The sequence below is a fragment of the Rhizobium sp. FY34 genome (assembly GCF_005222845.1).
GTDB lineage: Bacteria > Pseudomonadota > Alphaproteobacteria > Rhizobiales > Rhizobiaceae > Neorhizobium.
The window spans coordinates 1-18661 of record NZ_STFZ01000011.1; the positions used below are offsets into that span (position 1 = coordinate 1).

At 62.0% G+C, this 18661-nt stretch carries 21 protein-coding genes; 10 read left to right on the top strand and 11 right to left on the bottom strand.

The features are described 5' to 3' along the window. The coding region (locus E8M77_RS07160) for a transposase (protein ID WP_170975776.1) at positions 1–422 on the top strand (422 nt) is incomplete at its 5' end. 169 nt (positions 423–591) lie between these two features. Here the strand turns inward: E8M77_RS07160 and E8M77_RS07165 are convergent. The 3 genes from E8M77_RS07165 to E8M77_RS07175 form a co-directional block, all read right to left on the bottom strand. Then, positions 592–1080 carry an Lrp/AsnC family transcriptional regulator gene (locus tag E8M77_RS07165; RefSeq protein ID WP_137129951.1) on the bottom strand — a complete coding sequence of 163 codons (489 nt, stop codon included), beginning with the start codon at positions 1078–1080 and terminating at the stop codon, positions 592–594. A gap of 66 nt (positions 1081–1146) precedes the next feature. After that, positions 1147–1800 carry a uracil-DNA glycosylase family protein gene (locus E8M77_RS07170; protein WP_137129952.1) on the bottom strand — a complete coding sequence of 218 codons (654 nt, stop codon included), beginning with the start codon at positions 1798–1800 and terminating at the stop codon, positions 1147–1149. Continuing rightward, positions 1797–2396 (bottom strand): thermonuclease family protein, encoded by a 600-nt coding sequence (locus E8M77_RS07175; protein WP_137129953.1) that lies wholly within the window; start codon positions 2394–2396, stop codon positions 1797–1799. The genes E8M77_RS07170 and E8M77_RS07175 overlap by 4 nt, the downstream gene beginning before the upstream one ends. A 119-nt stretch (positions 2397–2515) precedes the next feature. Between E8M77_RS07175 and E8M77_RS07180 the strand changes: the two genes are divergently transcribed. The 3 genes from E8M77_RS07180 to E8M77_RS07190 all read left to right on the top strand — a co-directional run bounded on the left by E8M77_RS07180 (position 2516) and on the right by E8M77_RS07190 (position 4654). Then, positions 2516–4051 (top strand): HAMP domain-containing sensor histidine kinase, encoded by a 1536-nt coding sequence (locus tag E8M77_RS07180; RefSeq protein WP_137129954.1) that lies wholly within the window; start codon positions 2516–2518, stop codon positions 4049–4051. An 88-nt stretch (positions 4052–4139) separates the two neighbouring features. After that, positions 4140–4367 (top strand): hypothetical protein, encoded by a 228-nt coding sequence (locus E8M77_RS07185; RefSeq protein ID WP_137129955.1) that lies wholly within the window; start codon positions 4140–4142, stop codon positions 4365–4367. Beyond that, entirely contained in the window at positions 4346–4654 is a 309-nt protein-coding gene (locus E8M77_RS07190; protein ID WP_137129956.1) for a type II toxin-antitoxin system RelE/ParE family toxin, read from the top strand. Before E8M77_RS07185 ends, E8M77_RS07190 begins: the two co-directional genes overlap by 22 nt. A 2-nt stretch (positions 4655–4656) precedes the next feature. On the opposite strand, the gene cobT is transcribed toward E8M77_RS07190, so the two are convergent. Continuing rightward, complete coding sequence (cobT, locus tag E8M77_RS07195; protein ID WP_137129957.1) at positions 4657–5694, bottom strand: nicotinate-nucleotide--dimethylbenzimidazole phosphoribosyltransferase; 1038 nt, start codon at positions 5692–5694, stop codon at positions 4657–4659. Positions 5695–5807: 113 nt separating this feature from the next. On the opposite strand from cobT, the gene cobS reads away from it, so the two are divergent. From cobS to E8M77_RS07210, 3 genes are read left to right on the top strand one after another with little or no spacing between them, the layout of a single operon-like run. Continuing rightward, the gene (gene cobS / locus E8M77_RS07200) at positions 5808–6578 is read left to right on the top strand and encodes an adenosylcobinamide-GDP ribazoletransferase (RefSeq protein ID WP_137129958.1); all 771 of its coding nucleotides are present in this window, start codon (positions 5808–5810) and stop codon (positions 6576–6578) included. A gap of 19 nt (positions 6579–6597) precedes the next feature. Continuing rightward, positions 6598–6816: a DUF1289 domain-containing protein gene (locus E8M77_RS07205; RefSeq protein ID WP_137129959.1), complete on the top strand. Its 219-nt coding sequence runs from the start codon at positions 6598–6600 to the stop codon at positions 6814–6816. Further along, positions 6816–7520, top strand: a complete 705-nt coding sequence (locus tag E8M77_RS07210; protein ID WP_137129960.1) for a TIGR02281 family clan AA aspartic protease — start codon at positions 6816–6818, stop codon at positions 7518–7520. Before E8M77_RS07205 ends, E8M77_RS07210 begins: the two co-directional genes overlap by 1 nt. On the opposite strand, the gene E8M77_RS07215 is transcribed toward E8M77_RS07210, so the two are convergent. From E8M77_RS07215 to E8M77_RS07225, 3 genes are all read right to left on the bottom strand, one after another. Then, entirely contained in the window at positions 7521–8282 is a 762-nt protein-coding gene (locus tag E8M77_RS07215; protein WP_137129961.1) for an ABC transporter permease, read from the bottom strand. It abuts the gene before it with no gap. Further along, positions 8279–9220, bottom strand: a complete 942-nt coding sequence (locus E8M77_RS07220) for an ABC transporter ATP-binding protein (RefSeq protein WP_137129962.1) — start codon at positions 9218–9220, stop codon at positions 8279–8281. Before E8M77_RS07220 ends, E8M77_RS07215 begins: the two co-directional genes overlap by 4 nt. A 242-nt stretch (positions 9221–9462) precedes the next feature. Further along, entirely contained in the window at positions 9463–10518 is a 1056-nt protein-coding gene (locus E8M77_RS07225; RefSeq protein ID WP_137129963.1) for a D-alanine--D-alanine ligase family protein, read from the bottom strand. Between the two features lie 516 nt (positions 10519–11034). On the opposite strand from E8M77_RS07225, the gene E8M77_RS07230 reads away from it, so the two are divergent. After that, positions 11035–11847 (top strand): DUF3313 domain-containing protein, encoded by an 813-nt coding sequence (locus E8M77_RS07230; RefSeq protein ID WP_246659185.1) that lies wholly within the window; start codon positions 11035–11037, stop codon positions 11845–11847. A gap of 106 nt (positions 11848–11953) precedes the next feature. On the opposite strand, the gene E8M77_RS07235 is transcribed toward E8M77_RS07230, so the two are convergent. Both E8M77_RS07235 and E8M77_RS07240 read right to left on the bottom strand, forming a co-directional pair. Continuing rightward, positions 11954–12856 (bottom strand): VOC family protein, encoded by a 903-nt coding sequence (locus tag E8M77_RS07235; protein ID WP_137129965.1) that lies wholly within the window; start codon positions 12854–12856, stop codon positions 11954–11956. A 70-nt stretch (positions 12857–12926) separates the two neighbouring features. Then, entirely contained in the window at positions 12927–13358 is a 432-nt protein-coding gene (locus E8M77_RS07240; RefSeq protein WP_205910464.1) for a DoxX family protein, read from the bottom strand. Positions 13359–13704: 346 nt separating this feature from the next. On the opposite strand from E8M77_RS07240, the gene E8M77_RS07245 reads away from it, so the two are divergent. Beyond that, positions 13705–14610: a LysR family transcriptional regulator gene (locus E8M77_RS07245; RefSeq protein WP_137129966.1), complete on the top strand. Its 906-nt coding sequence runs from the start codon at positions 13705–13707 to the stop codon at positions 14608–14610. Position 14611: 1 nt separating this feature from the next. Here the strand turns inward: E8M77_RS07245 and E8M77_RS07250 are convergent, their stop codons facing one another. Then, a complete protein-coding gene (locus tag E8M77_RS07250) occupies positions 14612–15967 on the bottom strand; it encodes an extensin family protein (protein ID WP_137129967.1) in 1356 nt (451 codons plus the stop codon). Between the two features lie 204 nt (positions 15968–16171). Beyond that, on the bottom strand, positions 16172–17986 hold the full coding sequence (locus tag E8M77_RS07255) for a methyl-accepting chemotaxis protein (protein WP_137129968.1): 1815 nt from the start codon (positions 17984–17986) through the stop codon (positions 16172–16174). Positions 17987–18181: 195 nt separating this feature from the next. Between E8M77_RS07255 and E8M77_RS07260 the strand changes: the two genes are divergently transcribed. Further along, the gene (locus E8M77_RS07260) at positions 18182–18592 is read left to right on the top strand and encodes an acyl-CoA thioesterase (protein WP_137129969.1); all 411 of its coding nucleotides are present in this window, start codon (positions 18182–18184) and stop codon (positions 18590–18592) included. The last annotated feature ends 69 nt before the right edge of the window (positions 18593–18661 follow it).

Below are 18661 nucleotides of genomic sequence, written 5' to 3' on the forward strand. Positions count from 1 at the left end.
TTGAGCCAGAGACCGACGGTTATCGTTGCCCTCAAGGCCAGTTGCTCACCTACGCCACCACCGACCGCAACGGCTACAAGCACTACCGCTCCGACCCGTCCATCTGCCGCGACTGCCCGCTTCTGGCCTCCTGCACAGCAAACGCCAAGGCGGAGCGCACCATCACCCGCCATGTCTGGCAAGATGCCCGCGAGCGAACCGACGCCAATCGCAAGACAGCCTGGGGAAAGGCGATCTACAAGCGACGAAAGGAGACGGTCGAGCGCTCCTTTGCTGACGCCAAACAGCTTCACGGGCACCGCTATGCCCGCTTGCGCGGCCTCATCAAGGTCAGGTGGCAATGCCTGCTGGCCGCCGCCGCGCAGAACATCAAGAAGATCGCCATTGCAATAACCAAAGCCCCCAAGCCAGCATGTGCTTGAGGCTCTCAGGCCTGCTTTGGATCACTTAACCAACCTCCACGAACACCACCTGAGCGGCATCCCAGAAATGAGAAAAACCCGCCGAAAAAATCGACGGGTTTGTCAGCAGTCTGGGCCGGTCACGCACCCGCGTGACCGGCCTTTCTTTTCAATTGATAACGCAGAACGATCACTCCTCGCCGGCTTTGTGATTGTCCAGCATCATGTAATCCAGCGGCAGTTCCGTCGTGTATTTGATCTGTTCCATGGCAAAGGCCGAAGACACATCGCGGATTTCGATCCGGGCGATCAGCCGCTTGTAGAAGGCGTCATAGGCGCCGATATCCGGCACGACGACACGCAGCAGATAGTCCACGTCGCCGCTCATACGATAGAATTCCACCACTTCGGGGAAATCCACCACCACTTCGGAAAACCGCTTCAGCCATTCCACCGAATGGCTGGCCGTGCGGATGGACACGAAAACCGTGACCTTGGTATTCACCTTGCCGGGATCGAGCAGCGCCACGCGGCGCCGGATCACGCCATCCTCTTCCATCTTCTGGATGCGGCGCCAACAGGGCGTCGTGGAAAGCCCCACTTTCTTGGCGAGGTCAGCGACGGCCAGCGTCGAGTCTTCCTGGAGAATACGCAGGATCTTGCGGTCGAGGCGGTCCATCGGGGCTCCTTCAGAGATTATTTTTCTTCATATCGCGAAATTCAGAGCATGTAACCGAAAATCGTTTCAACGCACCAGCCTGTCCACATGCTGGCGCAGCACCGGCAGCACCTCGGCCGCGAACCAGGGATTGCGTTTCAACCAGCCGCTATTGCGCCAGCTGGGATGGGGCAGCGGCAGGACTTTTGGTCCGTGATTGACACCGAAACCGGCGCGCCAGTTTTCAACCGTTGCCGTCATCGTTTTCTGTACAAGTCCCGGCATATGCCAGGCTTGCGCATAGGCACCGATGGCCAGCACCAGTTCCACCTGCGGCATGGCGTCGATCACCGCGCGCCGCCACTTGGGCGCGCATTCCATGCGCGGCGGCAGATCGCTGCCCTTGTCGTCATAGCCGGGAAAGCAGAAGCCCATCGGAACGATGGCGAACCGGTCGCGGTCATAGAATTCCTCGCGGCTGACCGAGAGCCAGTCGCGCAGCCGGTCGCCCGAGGCATCATTGAAAGGCAGGCCGCTTTCATGCACGCGCAGCCCCGGCGCCTGTCCGGCAATCAGCACCCGCGCCCGCGATGACAGAACCACAACCGGCCGTGGCTCATGCGGCAATCGCTTGGCCATGCCTTGTGCCGGCGCATCTCGACAGATGCGACAGCCGCTGATCGCCTCAGTCAACAGGTCGATCCGCTGGTGATCCACAGCGCACGCCCCTGCGCCTGTCATAGCCAGTTCAGCGATAGAAAATTCCTCATGCTGTGCCAAAGCCCCTCCTTGTCTTCCTCTGCGTTCATGAGGCCCATGCGGCTGCGCCATTCCCGCGGATGCTCGAATTCGCCAACCCATATGCCGGCCCGCGCCGCTTGCGCACTGGCCTGCTCACGCCGGAAGGTTATGGCACCGGTGGCGAGCGCCAGGCCCTCGCGCACCATCAGGGCACCGATATTCTGGCCATTGCTGAAACAGCCGACGAGAAGACGGTGGTATCGGTCTGTGGAGAAGCCGCGACATTCCAGCGCACCGCCGGCGATTAGCCGCGCCAAAGAAGCCCTTGCGGCCTCGCCGCAGGCCCATTCCTGTCCGTCCTTGTGCCGGCACGCCTGCGCAAGCTCCGGCGCATCGATACCGATCAGCCGCAGACGCTGGCTTCCCACCGCCAGCGTATCGCCATCCACCACCCGGAAAGGGCCGACAAAAACAGTTTCCTCGCCGTCACCACCAAGACGGGCAGCGACCAGCGCCAGCAGAAACAGGAAGCACAGGGTGAGGCCGAGATCCTTCGACAGGCGCATGCGCCGGTGGTGGCGATAGGCTTTCGACACTGAGTGGCCCCAAATCCCAACAGACTCTTGAAAAAGATAGCAAACAGATCCTTGCCTGGCAGGATCTTCTTAAGATTTTCCCACTAGGCTGAAAACCTTAACGATCAGCAGCCAGGGTCATGAGTAGCGGCGTCAGCACCTCCCCCGACAAAAACATCGTCGATCGTTCGCGAAGCCACCGTAACAAGGCGGTTTCGAAGACGGTGCGTGCGACGCGTGAACGGCTGCAGTCGAGCAGCAAAGGCAGCCACGCCTTCGATCGCGACATGCTGGCCCTGCACATCGCCGCCATGCTGCAAGGCGCGCTCATCCTGCCGACCTTCATCGTCGTCGTGGCCGCCATCGGCATCTATATCAGTGGCGATGCCAAACTGTTTCCCTGGGCGCTGCTGTCACTAGCTGTCCATTCGATCAACCTGCTTCTGGCACGGCGGGCATCACGCGTCGATCTGTCCGGTGCCCGGACCCAGCGCTGGCGCCATCTGCTGCTGGCCGGCCAGGCGCTGATGGGCGGCTGCTGGGCGCTGTTTGCGCTGGTCGATTGCCCTGCCTGCGGCAATGATGGCTTCTACGTCTATCAGGGTGCCGTTCTGCTGGTGGCCATTTCCATCTCGGCGATCGGCAGCATCATGCTGCGCCAGGCGCTGCTGATCACCTTTGCGCCGACGGTCGCGGTGCTTGGCATTGCGGCTCTCTTGTCGCATCAACTGATGGATGTGGCACTGACCGGCATGAGCGCCACGGCTCTGGTTCTTTTCTATTATATCAGCGACCGGCTGCATCGCACCAATCTCACGCTGATGTCCTATCAGTCGGAAAAGGATGACCTGATTGCCGAACTGGAAGTCGCAAAATCGGTCTCCGATGAGGCGCGGCGGCGCGCGGAAGAAGCCAATCTCGCCAAATCGCGCTTCCTTGCCTCCATGTCGCATGAATTGCGCACGCCGCTGAATGCCATCCTCGGCTTTTCCGAAGTCATGAGTTCCGAGGTTTTAGGCCCGCTCGCCAATCCCACCTACCGCGAATATGCCGGCGATATTCACCGCTCCGGCCAGCACCTGCTTAACCTCATCAACGAAATCCTCGATCTGTCGCGCATTGAGGCCGGTCGCTATGAGCTGAGCGAGGAAAGCCTGTCCCTCCTGGAAGTGGCCGAGGATTGCATCGGCATGGTGCAATTGCGCGCCCGCGCCAAGAGCATCAGCATCCATCAGCAGTTCGAGCCGGATCTACCGCAGGTCTGGGCGGATGAGAAATCCATCCGCCAGGTGCTGCTGAACCTCTTGTCCAACGCCGTCAAATTCACCAGCCAGGGTGGCGAGGTCACCGTCAAGGTCGGCTGGACGGCCGGCGGCGGTCAATATGTGGCGATCAAGGACAATGGTCCGGGCATTGCCGAGGAGGAAATTCCCGTCGTGCTGTCCGCCTTCGGCCAGGGCTCCATCGCCATCAAGAGCGCCGAGCAGGGCACAGGTCTTGGCCTGCCCATCGTCCAGGCCATCCTTGCCAAGCATGATGGACAGTTCATCCTCAAATCCAAGCTGCGCGAAGGCACCGAAGTCATCGCCATCCTGCCCGCCACCCGCGTGCTGCAATCGCTTCCGCCAGTGACCGATACCCCGGCTGTCGAGCCGCGCCGCAAGAGCTTCGGCTAAGCGCATTAGACCGAGCCTCTGCTATGGCTCAATCAAAACACCTGCCCGGCCTCTTTCCCGCTTCCTAAAATCGGCGCATAATTGCGCCATGACAACACTCTTCGACATTGCGATCGAGACCGCCCGCCTGCTGCCACCGGAAAAGCAGGACGAAATCGCGCGGCTTGTGCTGGAAATGGCGCAGGACGATGAAACCCTGCATGTTCTGTCACAGGATGAAATCGAAGGGTTGAGACCGTCGCTGGAACAGGCGAAGAAGCGCGAATTCGCCAGCGAAGACGAGGTGCGGGCCCTATGGCGCCGCCACGGTCTCTGAACCTGCGCTATACGCCGATTGCATTGAGTGAACTGGGCTCGATGCTCGATTACGTCAGACACCACTCGCCTGCCGGAGCAGACAAGCTTGCATCGCGCCTGCAAGGATTGATCGCGATGCTACCGGATTTTCCGCAAATGGGACGCGCAACGCAGATCAATGCCTTGCGCGTGATCCTTGCCAATCCCTATCCGTATCTCATCTTTTACGAAGTCACCGACGATGAGATTGTCATCATCGGTTTTCGGCATGCACATCAGGATCCGGAAGGTTTTCCCGGAAACTGAGCTCAATGCGTGTGCGGTGCGGGCGTGCCAGCCGTCGTCACGCCGGCCTGGGCAAAGGTCGCCATGCCGGAATGGCAGGCCGCCGCCGCCTTGACGATACCGGCGGCGAGCGCCGCACCGGTGCCCTCACCCAGCCGCATGCCAAGCGCCAGGAGCGGCGTCTTGCCCAGCTTTTCGATCGCCTTCAGATGGCCAGGCTCGGCCGAGACATGGCCGATCAGGCAATGGTCAAGCGCTGCGGGATTGGCGGCCTTCAGGATTGCCGCTGCCGCCGTTGCCACATAGCCATCGATCAGCACGGGGATCTTTTCCACGCGGCAGGCGAGGATTGCACCGGCCATGGCCGCCACTTCGCGCCCGCCAAGCCGGCGCAGCACTTCCAGCGGGTCGGACAGATGGTCCTTGTGGAAGGCAATTGCCGCCTTCACGGCTGCCACCTTGCGGGCCAGAACCTCGCCCTGCGAGCCGGTGCCGGGACCAACCCAGTCTTCCGCTTCGCCGCCATAAAGCGCCAGATTGATGGCGGCTGCAATCGTCGTATTGCCAATGCCCATTTCGCCAATGCACAGCAGATCCGTCCCGCCGGCAATCGCTTCCATGCCAAAGGCCATGGTGGCGGCACAGTCGCGCTCGGACAAAGCCGCCTCGCAGGTGATGTCGCCGGTCGGATAGTCGAGCGCCAGATCGAAGATCTTCAGGCCAAGGTCATAAGCGGCGCAGATCTGGTTGATGGCCGCACCACCTGCGGCGAAATTCTCCACCATCTGCTGCGTCACGCTCGGCGGATAGGGGGTAATGCCATGGCGGGCCACACCGTGATTGCCGGCAAAGATCGCCACCAGCGGCCGGTTCACCGCAGGCGCCCGCCCGGTCCAGGCCGCCAGCCAATAGGCGATCTCTTCCAGCCGGCCGAGCGAACCGGCCGGCTTGGTCAGCTGCGCATCGCGTTCGCGGGCATTGACCAGCGCACGGCTGTCGGGGCCGGGAAGGTCGCGCAGCAGCACGCGGAAATCGTCGAAAGGCAGGCCGCTCATGCTCATCGGATCATTCTTTCTCTATAGGTCTGGTCGTGCCGCCCGTTTGTGAAGCGCGGCGGAATCTGATTTGGTGCCTTCTTTATCAGGCATGCACGGAGGAACAACTGCCAAACGCCATGGAATTTTTCACAGACTTCGCCCGCTCGCTCGCCTTTTTGTCGCGCCTGCCCGTCCCCGCCCGCTTTTTCATCGGCCATGATGGTTCGGTCTCGCGCGCCTGCCGCGCCTTTCCGGCTGCCGGCCTGCTCATCGCCGTGCCGCCTGCCCTGCTGCTGCTCGCCATCGGCCGGCCCGAAACCGCACTTCTCGCCTCTCTCCTCGCGCTTGGCCTGATGGCATTCTTGACCGGAGGCCTGCACGAAGATGGCCTGGCCGATAGCGCCGACGGCCTGTTTGGCGGTCGAGACAAGCCGCAGGCGCTCTCCATCATGAAGGATAGCCGCATCGGCTCCTATGGTGTCATCGCGCTCATCCTCTCCTTCGGCCTTCGTGCCTTTGCCCTTGCCGCGCTCCTGTCGCTTGGTGGCTCCAGTCTTGCGGCCCTTACCTTCCTCGCGTCCGCTGCCCTCTCACGCGCCCTGATGGTCTGGCACTGGCAGGCACTGCCGCCGGCGCGCGACAATGGCACCGCCGTTGCCGTCGGCCAGCCGCTGCTTTCGGCGCGCAACGCAGCACTTGCCATCGGCCTTGCCGCAAGCCTGCCGCTCCTCGCTCAAGGCATTGCCCCGGCAAGCCTGCTTCTGTCGCTTGCCGCCTGCGCGCTTGCGCTTTTCGCCTTCACACGTTTCGTCAGAACCACGATTGCCGGACATACGGGCGATACGATTGGCGCCAGCCAGCAGATCACGGAAACGGTACTGCTGATCGCCCTTGCGGTCTTGATCTGAGCATATGATATAAATGCCCATGCTCAGTCCCTGCACACTCGTCTGCACCCTGGATGACAAGACCGGCCTCTGTTTCGGCTGCGGTCGCACGCGCGACGAAATCGCCGGCTGGACCGCCTATAGCGATGGCGAACGCGCCAGCATTATGACCACGCTTGCCGCGCGCATGGAGAGCCTGGAGCGCAAGCCGCGCCGCGAAACGAAACGCCAGCGTCTGGCGCGCGAAAGGCAGGGCTAATGAACATGCTCACCCTGCTCCTCATCGTGCTGGGCGGCGGCCTTGCTCTGTTGATCTTCAATCATGATGCGGGCCAGACCTTTGGTCTGGCGAATGATGATTTCGGCCATATCGTCCAGATGTCGGCCATCATCCTGCTTCTGTCGGCGGGCGTGCTCGCCGGGCGCCGCGGGCCGGCGGGCGAGATCCTGCGCAATATCGCCGTCTGGCTAATCATCGCTCTCGTGCTGGTCGCTGGCTATCTCTACCGCAATGATCTGCAAAGCTTTACCGCGCGCCTGACGGCGGGCCTCATTCCCGGAAGCCCGATGGTGATGACCACCAGCGAAGGCGGCGAGGAAGTGATTATCTATCGCGGGCGCGGCGGCCATTTCCAGGCGCAGGTCACAATCGATGGACAGAATGTGGCCATGCTGGTCGATACGGGTGCCAGCGCCGTCGTGCTCGCCTATGACGATGCCGAACGGCTGGGGTTGAAGCCCGACACGCTCACCTATTCCGTACCGGTGATGACGGCCAATGGCCGCGCCTTTGCCGCCCCCGTGCGCCTCGAGTCCATGGCCATCGGCCCGATCAGCCGCCAGGATATCCGCGCCATGGTGGCCGAGCGCGGGCGGCTGGAGGAAAGCCTGCTCGGCATGAGCTTCCTCTCCACGCTTGGCTCGCTGCAGATGCAGACCGACGAACTCAGGCTGCGCGATTGATCACTTGCGCAGCCGGTAGCCGGTGCGAAAGATCCAGGACAGCACGCCAAGACACACAGCAAGGCACACGGCAATCATCACCAGGCTGATCAGCGGATTGACGTCAGAAACCTCGTAAAAGCTCCAGCGAAAACCGGAGACCAGATAGAGCACCGGATTAAGGTGGCTGACTGCGGCCCAGAAGGGCGGCAGCATGTCGATCGAATAGAAACTGCCGCCAAGAAAGGTGAGCGGCGGCACGACCAGCATCGGCACCAGGTTCAACTGCTCGAAATTATCCGCCCAGATGCCGATGATGAAGCCGAACATCGAAAAGGTCACCGCCGTCAGCACCATGAACATCAGCATGAGAAACGGATGGGCGATGGTGAGATCGACGAAGAAGGATGCGGTGGCCAGAATGATCAGGCCGATCAGCAGCCCCTTGGTGGCCGCTGCCCCGACATAGCCGATCACCACTTCCGTCATAGAGACCGGCGCCGAGAGAAGTTCGTAGATCGTGCCGGTGAACTTTGGAAAATAGATGCCAATCGAGCCATTGCTGATGCATTGCGACAGAAGCGTCAGCATGATCAGGCCCGGCGTGATGAAGGCACCATAGGACACGCCGCCCACTTCATTGATGCGCGAGCCGATCGCCGTGCCGAACACGATGAAATACAAAGATGTGGTGATGACCGGCGAAATGACGCTTTGCAGCAGCGTGCGCCCCATGCGCGCCATTTCGAAATAATAGATCGATTTGATCGCTTCGATGTTCATGGCTTTGCTCCCACCAGCGATACGAAAATATCTTCCAGCGAACTCTGGCGCGTCGAGACATCGGAAATCGAAAGTCCCGCCGCCTCGACAGCCGCCAGAACCTGGCCGATCCGCCCCTCGCCGGCACCTGCCACCCCATCGCCATTGCCATATTCATGCACCAGCCCGCGCCGATTGTCCGAAAGCGTCACGCCGAGGGCGGCAAGCGTCGGCGGCAGCACATCCAGCGGCGCCTTCAGTTCCAGATGCAGCGCCTTGCGGCCCAGCTTCTGCATCAGCGCCTGCTTCTCCTCGACCAGCAGCAGTTCTCCGCCGCAAATGACGCCGATCCGGTCGGCCATTTCCTCGGCCTCCTCGATATAATGCGTGGTAAGGATGACGGTCACGCCCGTCTCGCGCAGCCGGTTGATCGCCGCCCACATGCCGCGACGAAGCTCGACATCTACCCCCGCCGTCGGCTCGTCGAGAAACAGAATGCGTGGCTCATGCGCCAAGGCCTTGGCAATCAGCACGCGCCGCTTCATGCCGCCGGAAAGCTCACGCAGCTTGTTGTCGCGCTTGTCCCACAGCGAAAGATCCTTGAGGATCTGCTCGATCAGCGGCTTGTTGGTCTTTTGCCCATGCAGCCCGCGCGAAAACGTCACCGTGTTCCACACGGTCTCGAACTGGTCGGTCGTCAGTTCCTGCGGCACAAGGCCGATCAGCCTGCGCGTCTGGCGAAATTCCGTGACCACATCATGGCCATCCACCAGAACCCTGCCGGCTGTCGGCATGGAAAGCCCGCAGACAATCGAAATCAGCGTGGTCTTGCCGGCGCCGTTTGGCCCGAGAAGCGCCAGGATCTCGCCGGCACGGATTTCAAGATCGACGCCTTTCAGCGCCTGAAACCCGTTGGCATAGGTTTTCGTCAGGTTCTGGATGGATACGATGGAGGACATGATTTCCCGGAATGCTCAAGGATGCGGCAGGATAGAGCCCCCCTATATAGGCATGTCGGAAAGATTGCGAGGGTGGACTGAGTGGGCGATCAAGCCAGATGGCGTCAACTCATACCAAGTGTCGTCAGGCCAGATTTGCGCGCCGTGCAAAACGCGCAAAATGCGAACTCTGTCCAGCAAGGTAGTGCAATTGCATGACGTGCATCAGATCATTCCCGCTGGCCCGCTGGGGAGACTGGTCCTCACCCGCGCTTCAGGCCATAATCCACGGCCACGTCGATCCAGCCGGAATAGCTGATCCCGCATTCGGCCAGCGCTAAGGGATACATGGAGCGGTTGGTGCAGCCCGGCATCGTATTGACCTCGTTGACATAAAGCCGGCCATCCTCAAGCAGGAAGAAATCGACGCGGGCAATGCCTTGGCAACACAGCGCCCGGAAGGCCCTGGCGGCCATGGCCTTGGCTTCTTCCACAACGTCGGCGCCCACCTCTGCCGGAATGATGATCTTGGCGCCATCCGGATCGAAATATTTGGCCTCGTAATTATAAAAATCATGCGCCTTGGCGGTGACGATTTCACCGGGCGGCGAGATGGTGAGGCGCCCGTCGGCGTGCTCCAGCACCGCGCATTCGATCTCGCGACCGGCCAGGAACTCCTCGACCAGTACCTTGCCGTCGAATTCAAAGGCCTTTGTCAGCGCCGGGCGCACGGCCTGGGCACCATCGACGCGCGAGACACCGAAGGACGAGCCCTGGCGGGCGGGCTTGACGAAGAAGGGATAGCCGAACTGCTGCTCCAGCGCCTCGGCATCCATTTCGTCTGCGCTATCCAGCTTCAGCGCGCGGGCCACCGGCAATCCGGCCTCGCGCAAAAGGCGCTTGGCCACATCCTTGTCCATAGCGGCTGCCGAACCCAGAATGCCACAGCCGGCATAGGGCAGGCCCGCCATTTCCGCATAGCCCTGCACCGTGCCATCCTCGCCATAGCGGCCATGCAGAACGGGCAACAGAAAATCGAGTTTTGGCAGAACGGCATGAAGGCCGCCCTCCTCCACCGCCACCAGCCGGCCCTTGCCGCCCGGCACCAGCGCTACGGCCACCCCTTTGCCCGCCTGCGGCGACACGGCTTCGGCATTGTCCTCGCGCAGGAACCAGCATCCGTCACGGGCGATGAAGATCGGCACGACCGTATAGCGGGCGCGGTCCATCGCCTTCATCACATTGGCGGCCGACATCAGCGACACATCATGTTCGGCCGACTGGCCGCCAAACAGGACACCAATGGTGAGAAGGCTCATGAAACACTTTCCTTTCGGGCAGAAGGCGGCGCCGGATCTGCAAACCGGCCGCGATGACAGAGAGACTGCAGGGATCAGACCGTCTGTGTCAAAAATGCGACGGTGACCGCACTGACGGCAGCGATATCCCGGCAAAAAGGCTCGGAACGCCGGGCCTGTCAGGGGAACCGACAGCAGTCATCATCAACGCAGCCGAAAGCCATCCCTTCCGAAGCCCGCCATGACGGGGTCTGCAAGCACCTGTAAGTCTAACCTGCATGCGGGCAAGCTGTGCAGGCATTGGCGCCCACAGCATGTGCTGCAACAGCGACCTGACGCGCAGGAGCGAACATGCAAGAGCGCAATGCGCGTCAGGCTGCGGAGGGCCACATCCGAGGTGGCATCCGTCGACATCCAAGCTCAACCCGTGCCGGAGCCGATCCTTTGACCCATTTCTCCCGCCGACACACTCTGGCCTATCCAAAACGATCACACCATGGCCAGGCCACCGGCAGACGTCGCCACCCCACACTCAGTCTGGTCTCGCTTGCGCTGGCGATCCTCGCAAGCGGCTGCGCCTCGCTGGATCTGGTGCAAAGCGGCTCCCTCTCGTCCTACGACAATCTCGGCCAGCAGAAGGGCAGCCTCGGCAAGTCGCGTTCCTTCGCCGATCCCGCGGTCATGGCGACGGTGAAGACCGTGCGCATCATCCCCACCCGTTTTTCGGACCGGGCCAGCGGCCGGATCGCGCAGCCGCAAGACCGCGCACTCGTCACCCATGCGCTCGATCGTGCGCTCTGCATCGCCCTGAGCGATCGATACCAGATCGTGGCGTCCGACCAGCCGGCGGATCTGACGATCCGCAACGTCATCAGCGATGTCGTTCCGACCGGCAAGGCGGCCGCGGGCGTGGCCACGGCGGTATCGCTCGGCAGCAGCGTCGTCCTGCCGGTGAGTGTTCCGCGTCTGCCGGTCGGTCTGGGTGGCCTTGCCGTCGAGGGCGAGGCAGTGGACGCTACCGGCACCCAACGCGCGGCAATTCTCTGGGCAAAGGGCGCCAATTCCATCACCAGCAAGCCACGTGTCTCAGAGGTCGGCGATGCCTATCAACTCGCCTCCGCCTTCGGCAGCGACTTCTCGCAACTGATGATCAAGGGGAAAATGCCGACGGCTCTCGATATCGCGCTGCCGTCTGGCCAGCGCATCAACTCCCATTTCGGCGGAAAACCGAAATACGCCGCCTGCGACACCTTCGGGCGCGAACCCGGCATTCCCGGCATGGTGGCAGGAATGGTCGGCGCGCCGCCGGAATGGACCGACAAGGCCGGCCAGAAGACGATGGCGCCCTGACGAAAACCGGCCCCATACCGGTCTGCGCCAGCCATCGAAAACCACGGCGGATGGTCTTGTCCGCCGTGGTGCAAACAGTCTCGCGGTCTGCCAGGTCTCGAGCGGCTCAATCCTTGACGAGAGGCCGCAACAGCATGTCGATGTCGAAGGGGTCGGACCGCAGACAGTCGTCGGTCACGCCCTCTGCGAAAAGCGAGTAACGGATCAGTCTGGCGCTGTCGGAATCGGGCGGCAGGATATCGCGGCCGGCCCACAGGTTGAAGGCAAGCCTGTGGGTATAGGCGGAACCGGCGCTCATATCGGCAAAGCCGAAATGCGGGAGGAAGAGGTTGCGTGCGAACCCCACAGCCTGGAAATAATCCAGCGCTTCCTCAATCCTCGGCACCTGGAAATGCAGATGCGCGACACATGTGCCCGAAGCGATGGGACGTGACAGGTTCGTACCCTCCGCCAGTCGCTTCAGTTCTGCGCGCACGTCCAGCAGGTCACGCCCGCTACGGCGACAACCATCGCTGTCGTAGACACTGAAGTCATGCGTCATCTCGGAAAACCGGCCAAAACGCTCCGGCGTTTCCAGTGCGAATTCGATACCGATACCGTCCGGATCGTTGAGATAGATGGCTTTCGACATGGTGTGGTCGATCGGCGAGAACATCTGCCGCTGATGGGAAAAACGCGCCAGAAGCCGTGAAAACTCGATCTGGTCCGGTACGCCGAATGCCACATGGTAAAGTCCGGCAGCGCGGCGATCCACCGGGCCGCCTGCGCCCTCATGCAGGATCACCAGTGTCTCCTCTGTCGTTCCCAGCGCCTTTCCGCCTGCGTTGCGACCGCGGTCGACGAAGCCCAGGACATCGCACCAGAAGGCGGTGCTGCGGATGATATCGCGGACCTGGAATTCCACCATGCCCCAACGCAGGCGATCCTGTGCGGGCGCTTCCTGTACGGATCGGCCATCTGCGGAGTGTTCCTGTCGGCCATCCGCCGGCCTGACTGCATCAATCTGCATGCGTGCGCTCCTCTGCCGCTTTGCTCTGCCAGATGGCAGGCCCGGGCAGTTGCCGGGCCTGCCGTTCGGCTCAGGGGCGTCCCGTCAGCGGCGCTTTACGCAGGCGGCCCCACAGGACGAAGACGGCCAGAACCACGTAGATCAGGTTGAACGGCAGAGCGGCAAACTCGCCGCGCACCGCATGAAACGGCACCGCCAGAACCTGGATGGCCAGGAGACCGGCAGCGGCCCATACGGTCAGTTCCGGGCGGATGCGGGTCACACCCGGCAGGATGAGGCCGAGAACCCCGAGGAATTCCATGATGCCGATGAAGCGCGCGAGTGCGATCGGATACTCCTGAACCCACACGGCACCCATCTGGGCAAGGGCTTCGACGGACATCAGGCCATGCATGTAGGCGGCCATCAGGTAGAACGCGGCCAGCACGACCTGCGCGACCCATAGCGAGATATTCCAAGCCTTGCTGCCCGTGGCAGCGGGTGTTTCGATTGTCATGCTCATCCTGCCTCTCCTTGTTGAAACGGTCCACTGGACCGGCGACGACGATGGCAGGATGGTAATGATTTCCTAGTAGGCAATCATTATAGGAAATATTGATACATGATATCTCCTGAGTTAATAATGGCCGTCGCGTTGCTGGAAGGGAAGTGCCTGGCCAGACCCAGCTATCGGAGGCACAGCCCATGGTCGCGTGCGTGAGTCTCTCGGGGGCCTGTAGCTTTGCAGGGCGCAGCGCCAAGTGTTGCCCCTATCGGCGCCACAATCTTGGGCAAGGAAGCGACCGCTACCGGTTCGCCGGCAGTTCAACAGATGACCGACCAGACGTCAGGGACAGGATCGCAACACGATGGACACATTGATGAGCCTCAAGGTGTTTGCAGCAGTGGCAGAGGCACGCAGCTTTTCCGCCGTGGCGGAACGGATTGGCCTGTCTGCAGCCATGACCAGCAAACACGTCCAGCACCTCGAGGCCCGGGTCGGTGCACGGCTTCTCAACAGAACCAGCCGCAGCGTCAGCCTGACGGAAGCCGGCGTCACCTATCTGTCGCGCGTGCGGCCCTTGCTGGAGGGGCTGTCGGATGCAGAGGCCGAACTGGCGCATAACCGCATTTCACCAAAAGGAACGCTGAAGGTCAGCCTGCCGGTCTGGCTCGCCAACCGGCCCTTTGCCCGTGTCCTGACGCGCTATCGCACGCTCTATCCCGAGGTCACCCTGGAACTCGATTTGAGCGGCAAACAGATGAACCTGGTCGAAGAGGGATTCGATCTCGCCTTGCGGGCCTCCATCTATCTGGATGACGGACTGATAGCCCGCCGCCTGATCGATGTGTCGTTCTGCCTGGTCGCAGCGCCGGCCTGGCTCGACAGGATGGGACGGCCGGGCTCGGTGGCAGACCTGATCGGCAAGCCCTTCCTCGCCTATACGCCCGTCGCGCCGAATGGCCGGGTTCGCTATGAACAGGACGGGCGTCAGGTCGACATTCAGTTTTCCGCCGTCATTCAGACCAGCAACGAGACATTGCTCTACCAGGCAGCATGCGAAGGTGCTGGCCTGGCCTTCCTGCCCAATCTCCTGATCGCAAGCGATCTGGCTGAGGGGCGGCTGGAGGCCGTGCTGCAGGACGAGCTGCAGCCGGCAACGACACTTTATGCCGTCTATCCCGACCGCAGCTATCTGCCGGCCAAGGTGCGCAGCTTCCTCGACTTCCTTGCCGGTCCTGAGGGACTGCCCTCGCTGCGCCCTGTCGATTAGATCAGTCGCAATACCGGGCGCCAGAGCCACGGCTGCGCAGGTCGAAATGGAAGTGGTTCCAGTGTTCCTTATTGCTGCCGGGGCCAAGAACCGTGTTGAAATATTTGCAGCTGTCGCTGCGCACCGCCTTCAAGAGGCCCGCCTCGCGGAAGGAGAAAAAGCCCTTCTGGCGCACATCGATCTCATGGCCGTTCTTCAGCGTGAACTTGCCGATATCGATGGCATTGCCGCGCGCATGCTCCGACATAGGGTTGTAGCGCTGGCGGCTATTGTTCATCCGCCGGCAGGAATAGCCGCCCATCGGCTGGATCGAACCGATGCCGGTGAGGTAGCGCAGCCGTGCCGAAGGCGCCAGTTCGTTCTTCACCCATTTGGCAAAGGCCAGCGTCGTCTGGCAGTTGAGCGTCACGGCCGGGCGAACATTGATATTGCCGGATAGGCCGCTCAGCGATACCGGATAATCGATGCCGCAGCTCGGGCCATCCTCGATGCGCGGCCTGTCGGTAAATTCAACGCCCATGCGCTGCAGCTCGCGCCGGCAGGCAAGCTCGGAGGCCGGCATCGGCCCATCCTGGCGCGGGCTCTGGCGCAACGCATCGGGATTGTTCGGCATCAGCATGGCCACCTGCTGCGGCTCGGGCTTTGGCCGGCTCGGCAGCGTCACCGGCTGCTGATCGTCCCAGCGGGGCTGTGCAGACATGTCGCTGCGCGCCGATTGCGGCCCGCGCTTCGGTGGCACGATGACGAGATCCTGATCACCGATGGCAGAGGCTGAAGGCGCCCGCTGGCCGGATCGCGCCACGGGTGCGGATCGCGCCACCGGATTGTCGGTACCGATCCCATCGACGACCGGATGGCTCGCATTGCCCTCGGCAATATCGCCGTCCTGCTCTTCGGCAAGCCCGACAACACGCGCATCCTCGGCCGCCTGTCCCACCCCGACGCCGAGATCGGCATCCATATTGACGCCATTGCGATCATAGGTGAGCGTGCCAAGGTTCGATGGCGGCGCGCCCATCACGCGGGCCTCCTGAACCCCCATGGCCGCATCGCTGTCGATCATCGGCAGGCGGGCGCTGCCGGACCCTGAAGGCGGCATGGCCTGCTGCAACCCGGCCTGCGGCGCTGGTCCACGCTCAAACGATTGAAGATTTTGTGCCTGCACCATGGGTTGCGGAACGGCGCCATAGCCCTGCGCACTCTGGGCCGGAACCGGCGCCTGCGGCCGGATGGCGCCCACCCGCGTGCCACTGTCGATCGAGCCGGGCGGCACAAGCCCATCGGCCGTGCAGCCCACCAGCATGGTCGAGATCATCAGCAGGGCAATGGCCCGCCGGGAGATAAACACATACGCCATACAAGTCTGCTCTCAAGGGGCGTGCAGGAATGCCACAGTGACGGATTGTAAGCAGACAGGGTAAACAGAGGCTTTCGCAAACAAGGCCATTTCATGACCTTGTGCCGGCGGCTCGCATGCCAGACACCGCAACAGCGAACAGAAAAGGCCCGCCGTGGCGAAGCGGCGGGCCTCTGGTCGCGCACAGGTAACGGGCAATGCCCGTCAGGCGGCGCGGGTTAGGGTCTGGCCTGTGCCACGGCCAAGCTCGAAGCCCGACAGAAGCGATTGTAGGTGACGGCTCTGTTCGGCCAGCGTCTGGCTGGCGGCAGTGGATTCCTCCACCATGGCGGCATTCTGCTGGGTCATCTGGTCCATCGAATTGACCGAGGCATTGATTTCCTGCAGCCCAGTCGATTGCTCGCGCGAGGCGGTGGCAATACCCTCCACCTGCGCATTGACCTTCTCGACCAGATGCGAAATCTCCACCAGGGCATCGCCGGTGGTACGCACCAGCGAGACACCGGCATCGACTTCCTGCGCCGAGGCATTGATCAGCGCCTTGATTTCCTTGGCCGCATTGGCGGACCGCTGGGCAAGCTCGCGCACCTCCTGGGCAACCACCGCAAAGCCACGGCCCGCCTCGCCGGCACGCGCGGCTTCCACGCCAGCATTCAGCGCCAGAAGGTTGGTCTGGAAGGCGATCTCGTCGATCACCGAGATAATCTGGCTGATCTTCTGCGACGACTGTTCGATGCGGCCCATGGCATCGATCGCCTGGGAGACGATCTGGCCGGACCGTCCGGCGCTTGCCTTCGTATCGGCCACCATGGCGCGGGCTTCGACGGCACGCTCGGAGGCGGTCTTGACGGTTGCGGTGATTTCCTCCAGCGCCGCAGCTGTTTCCTCCAGCGCTGCGGCCTGCTGCTCCGTGCGGCGCGACAGGTTGTTGGTGGCGCCGGAAATGTCGTTGGCACTGTCATAGACCACATTGCCGGTCTCGGCGATGGCCTCGATCGTGCCGCGCAGCGAGGTGACGGCGGCGTTGAAATCGCCGCGAAGCTTGGCGTAATCGGATCCCAGATCGGCCAGCACGATGGACAGATTGCCGCGGGCCAGCGCTTCCAGCGCCTGACCCAGAACCTCCATGGCCTGCTCCTGCCGCTCGGCCGCCGCCTGCGCTTGGCGGGCCGCCCGCTCGCGATCGGAAGCCAGTGCGCGCTGCTGGTCGGCATCCCGGTTCTGCAGCATGACACGGTCATTCACCGCATCGCGCAGTACCAGCAGCGATTTTGCTATATCGCCCAGCTCGTCGCCGCGGTCGGCTCCGGCAATGTCGACATTCGCTTCGCCGGCCGCCATGCGCTGCAAGGCAGAGCGGATGGAGGTGACCGGGCCGGTCACGCTGCGCACGATCAGATAGGCAACAGCGGCCAGGATCGCCATGGCAATGCCGGAGACAAACGCGAAATGCAGGGCCTTCTGCCAGAACAGCGCCTTCAGGTCATCGACATAAACGCCGGTGCCAACCAGCCAGCCCCAGGGCTCGAAGCCGGCCACATGTGAATATTTCTCGACAGGCTTGTCGGCGCCAGGCTTGGGCCAGTCATAATCGACAAAGCCCTGGCCAGAAGCTTTCACCGTCTTGACCATGTCCATGAACAGGAACTTGCCGTTCGGATCCTTCGACTGGCTGACATCCGTGCCGTTCATCTCCGGCTTGATCGGATGCATCACCATTTTCGGCTGCATGTCGTTGATCCAGAAGTAGCCGCTGCCATTGTCATAGCGCATCACGCCGATCAGCCGCTTGGCTTCCGCCTGGGCCTGCTCGCGGGTCATGGCACCGGAAGCCTCCTGCGCCTGAAAACTCTTCAACAGGCTGATGGCATTGGCATTCATGGCAGCCAGCGCCGCCTTGCGTTCTTTTTCCAGCGATGCATAGCCTTGCGACAGACTGAGCGTCATCGCACCGGCCAGAAGAACGACTGCAAGCGCTACCATTAGATAGAGCCTGGTCGATAGGCGAAAGTTCTTCATGCTCATCCCCCATGGCAAATAGAACCTTCAAATTAGAGGATTGTTATTACGGAGTTGTAAATTCCGACTGGTCGTCGATCTTTGCCTCGCTCGCCGCAACGGGGATTGTCAGTCACGCTACTGGCTCATACAGTCCGCGCTATTGCGCATTGCACAATAGAGTAGAACGAATTCGATATCCCGCAGGAGATAATCATGACCGAGGCAACAGGAACCGATACCGATACGCCCTCCGCTCCCGATGGAGAGCTGACCCTGCGAACGCTGGCCATGCCCGGCGATGCCAATCCGGCCGGCGATATTTTCGGCGGCTGGGTCATGGCGCAGATGGACCTTGCAGCCGGCATCCGCGCCGGCGAGCGTGCCCGCTGTCGTGTCGTCACCGCCGCCGTCAAGGAAATGGCCTTCCAGCGCCCGGTCAAGATCGGTGATACCTTGAGCATCTACACCAATATCGCCCGCATCGGCCGCACATCGCTGACGCTGCAGGTGGAAGCCTGGGTCAACCGCTCACGCATCGGGCGCAAGGAAAAGGTCACCGAAGGCACGTTCATCATGGTGGCGCTGGATGAGCACGGCAATGCCAAGCCGGTGCCGCAGGAGTAAAAACAGCAGAAATCGCCGGTCTCACAGTCTGTTCAGGAATTGCTGTTGGTGTGGCGAAAATGATGATGT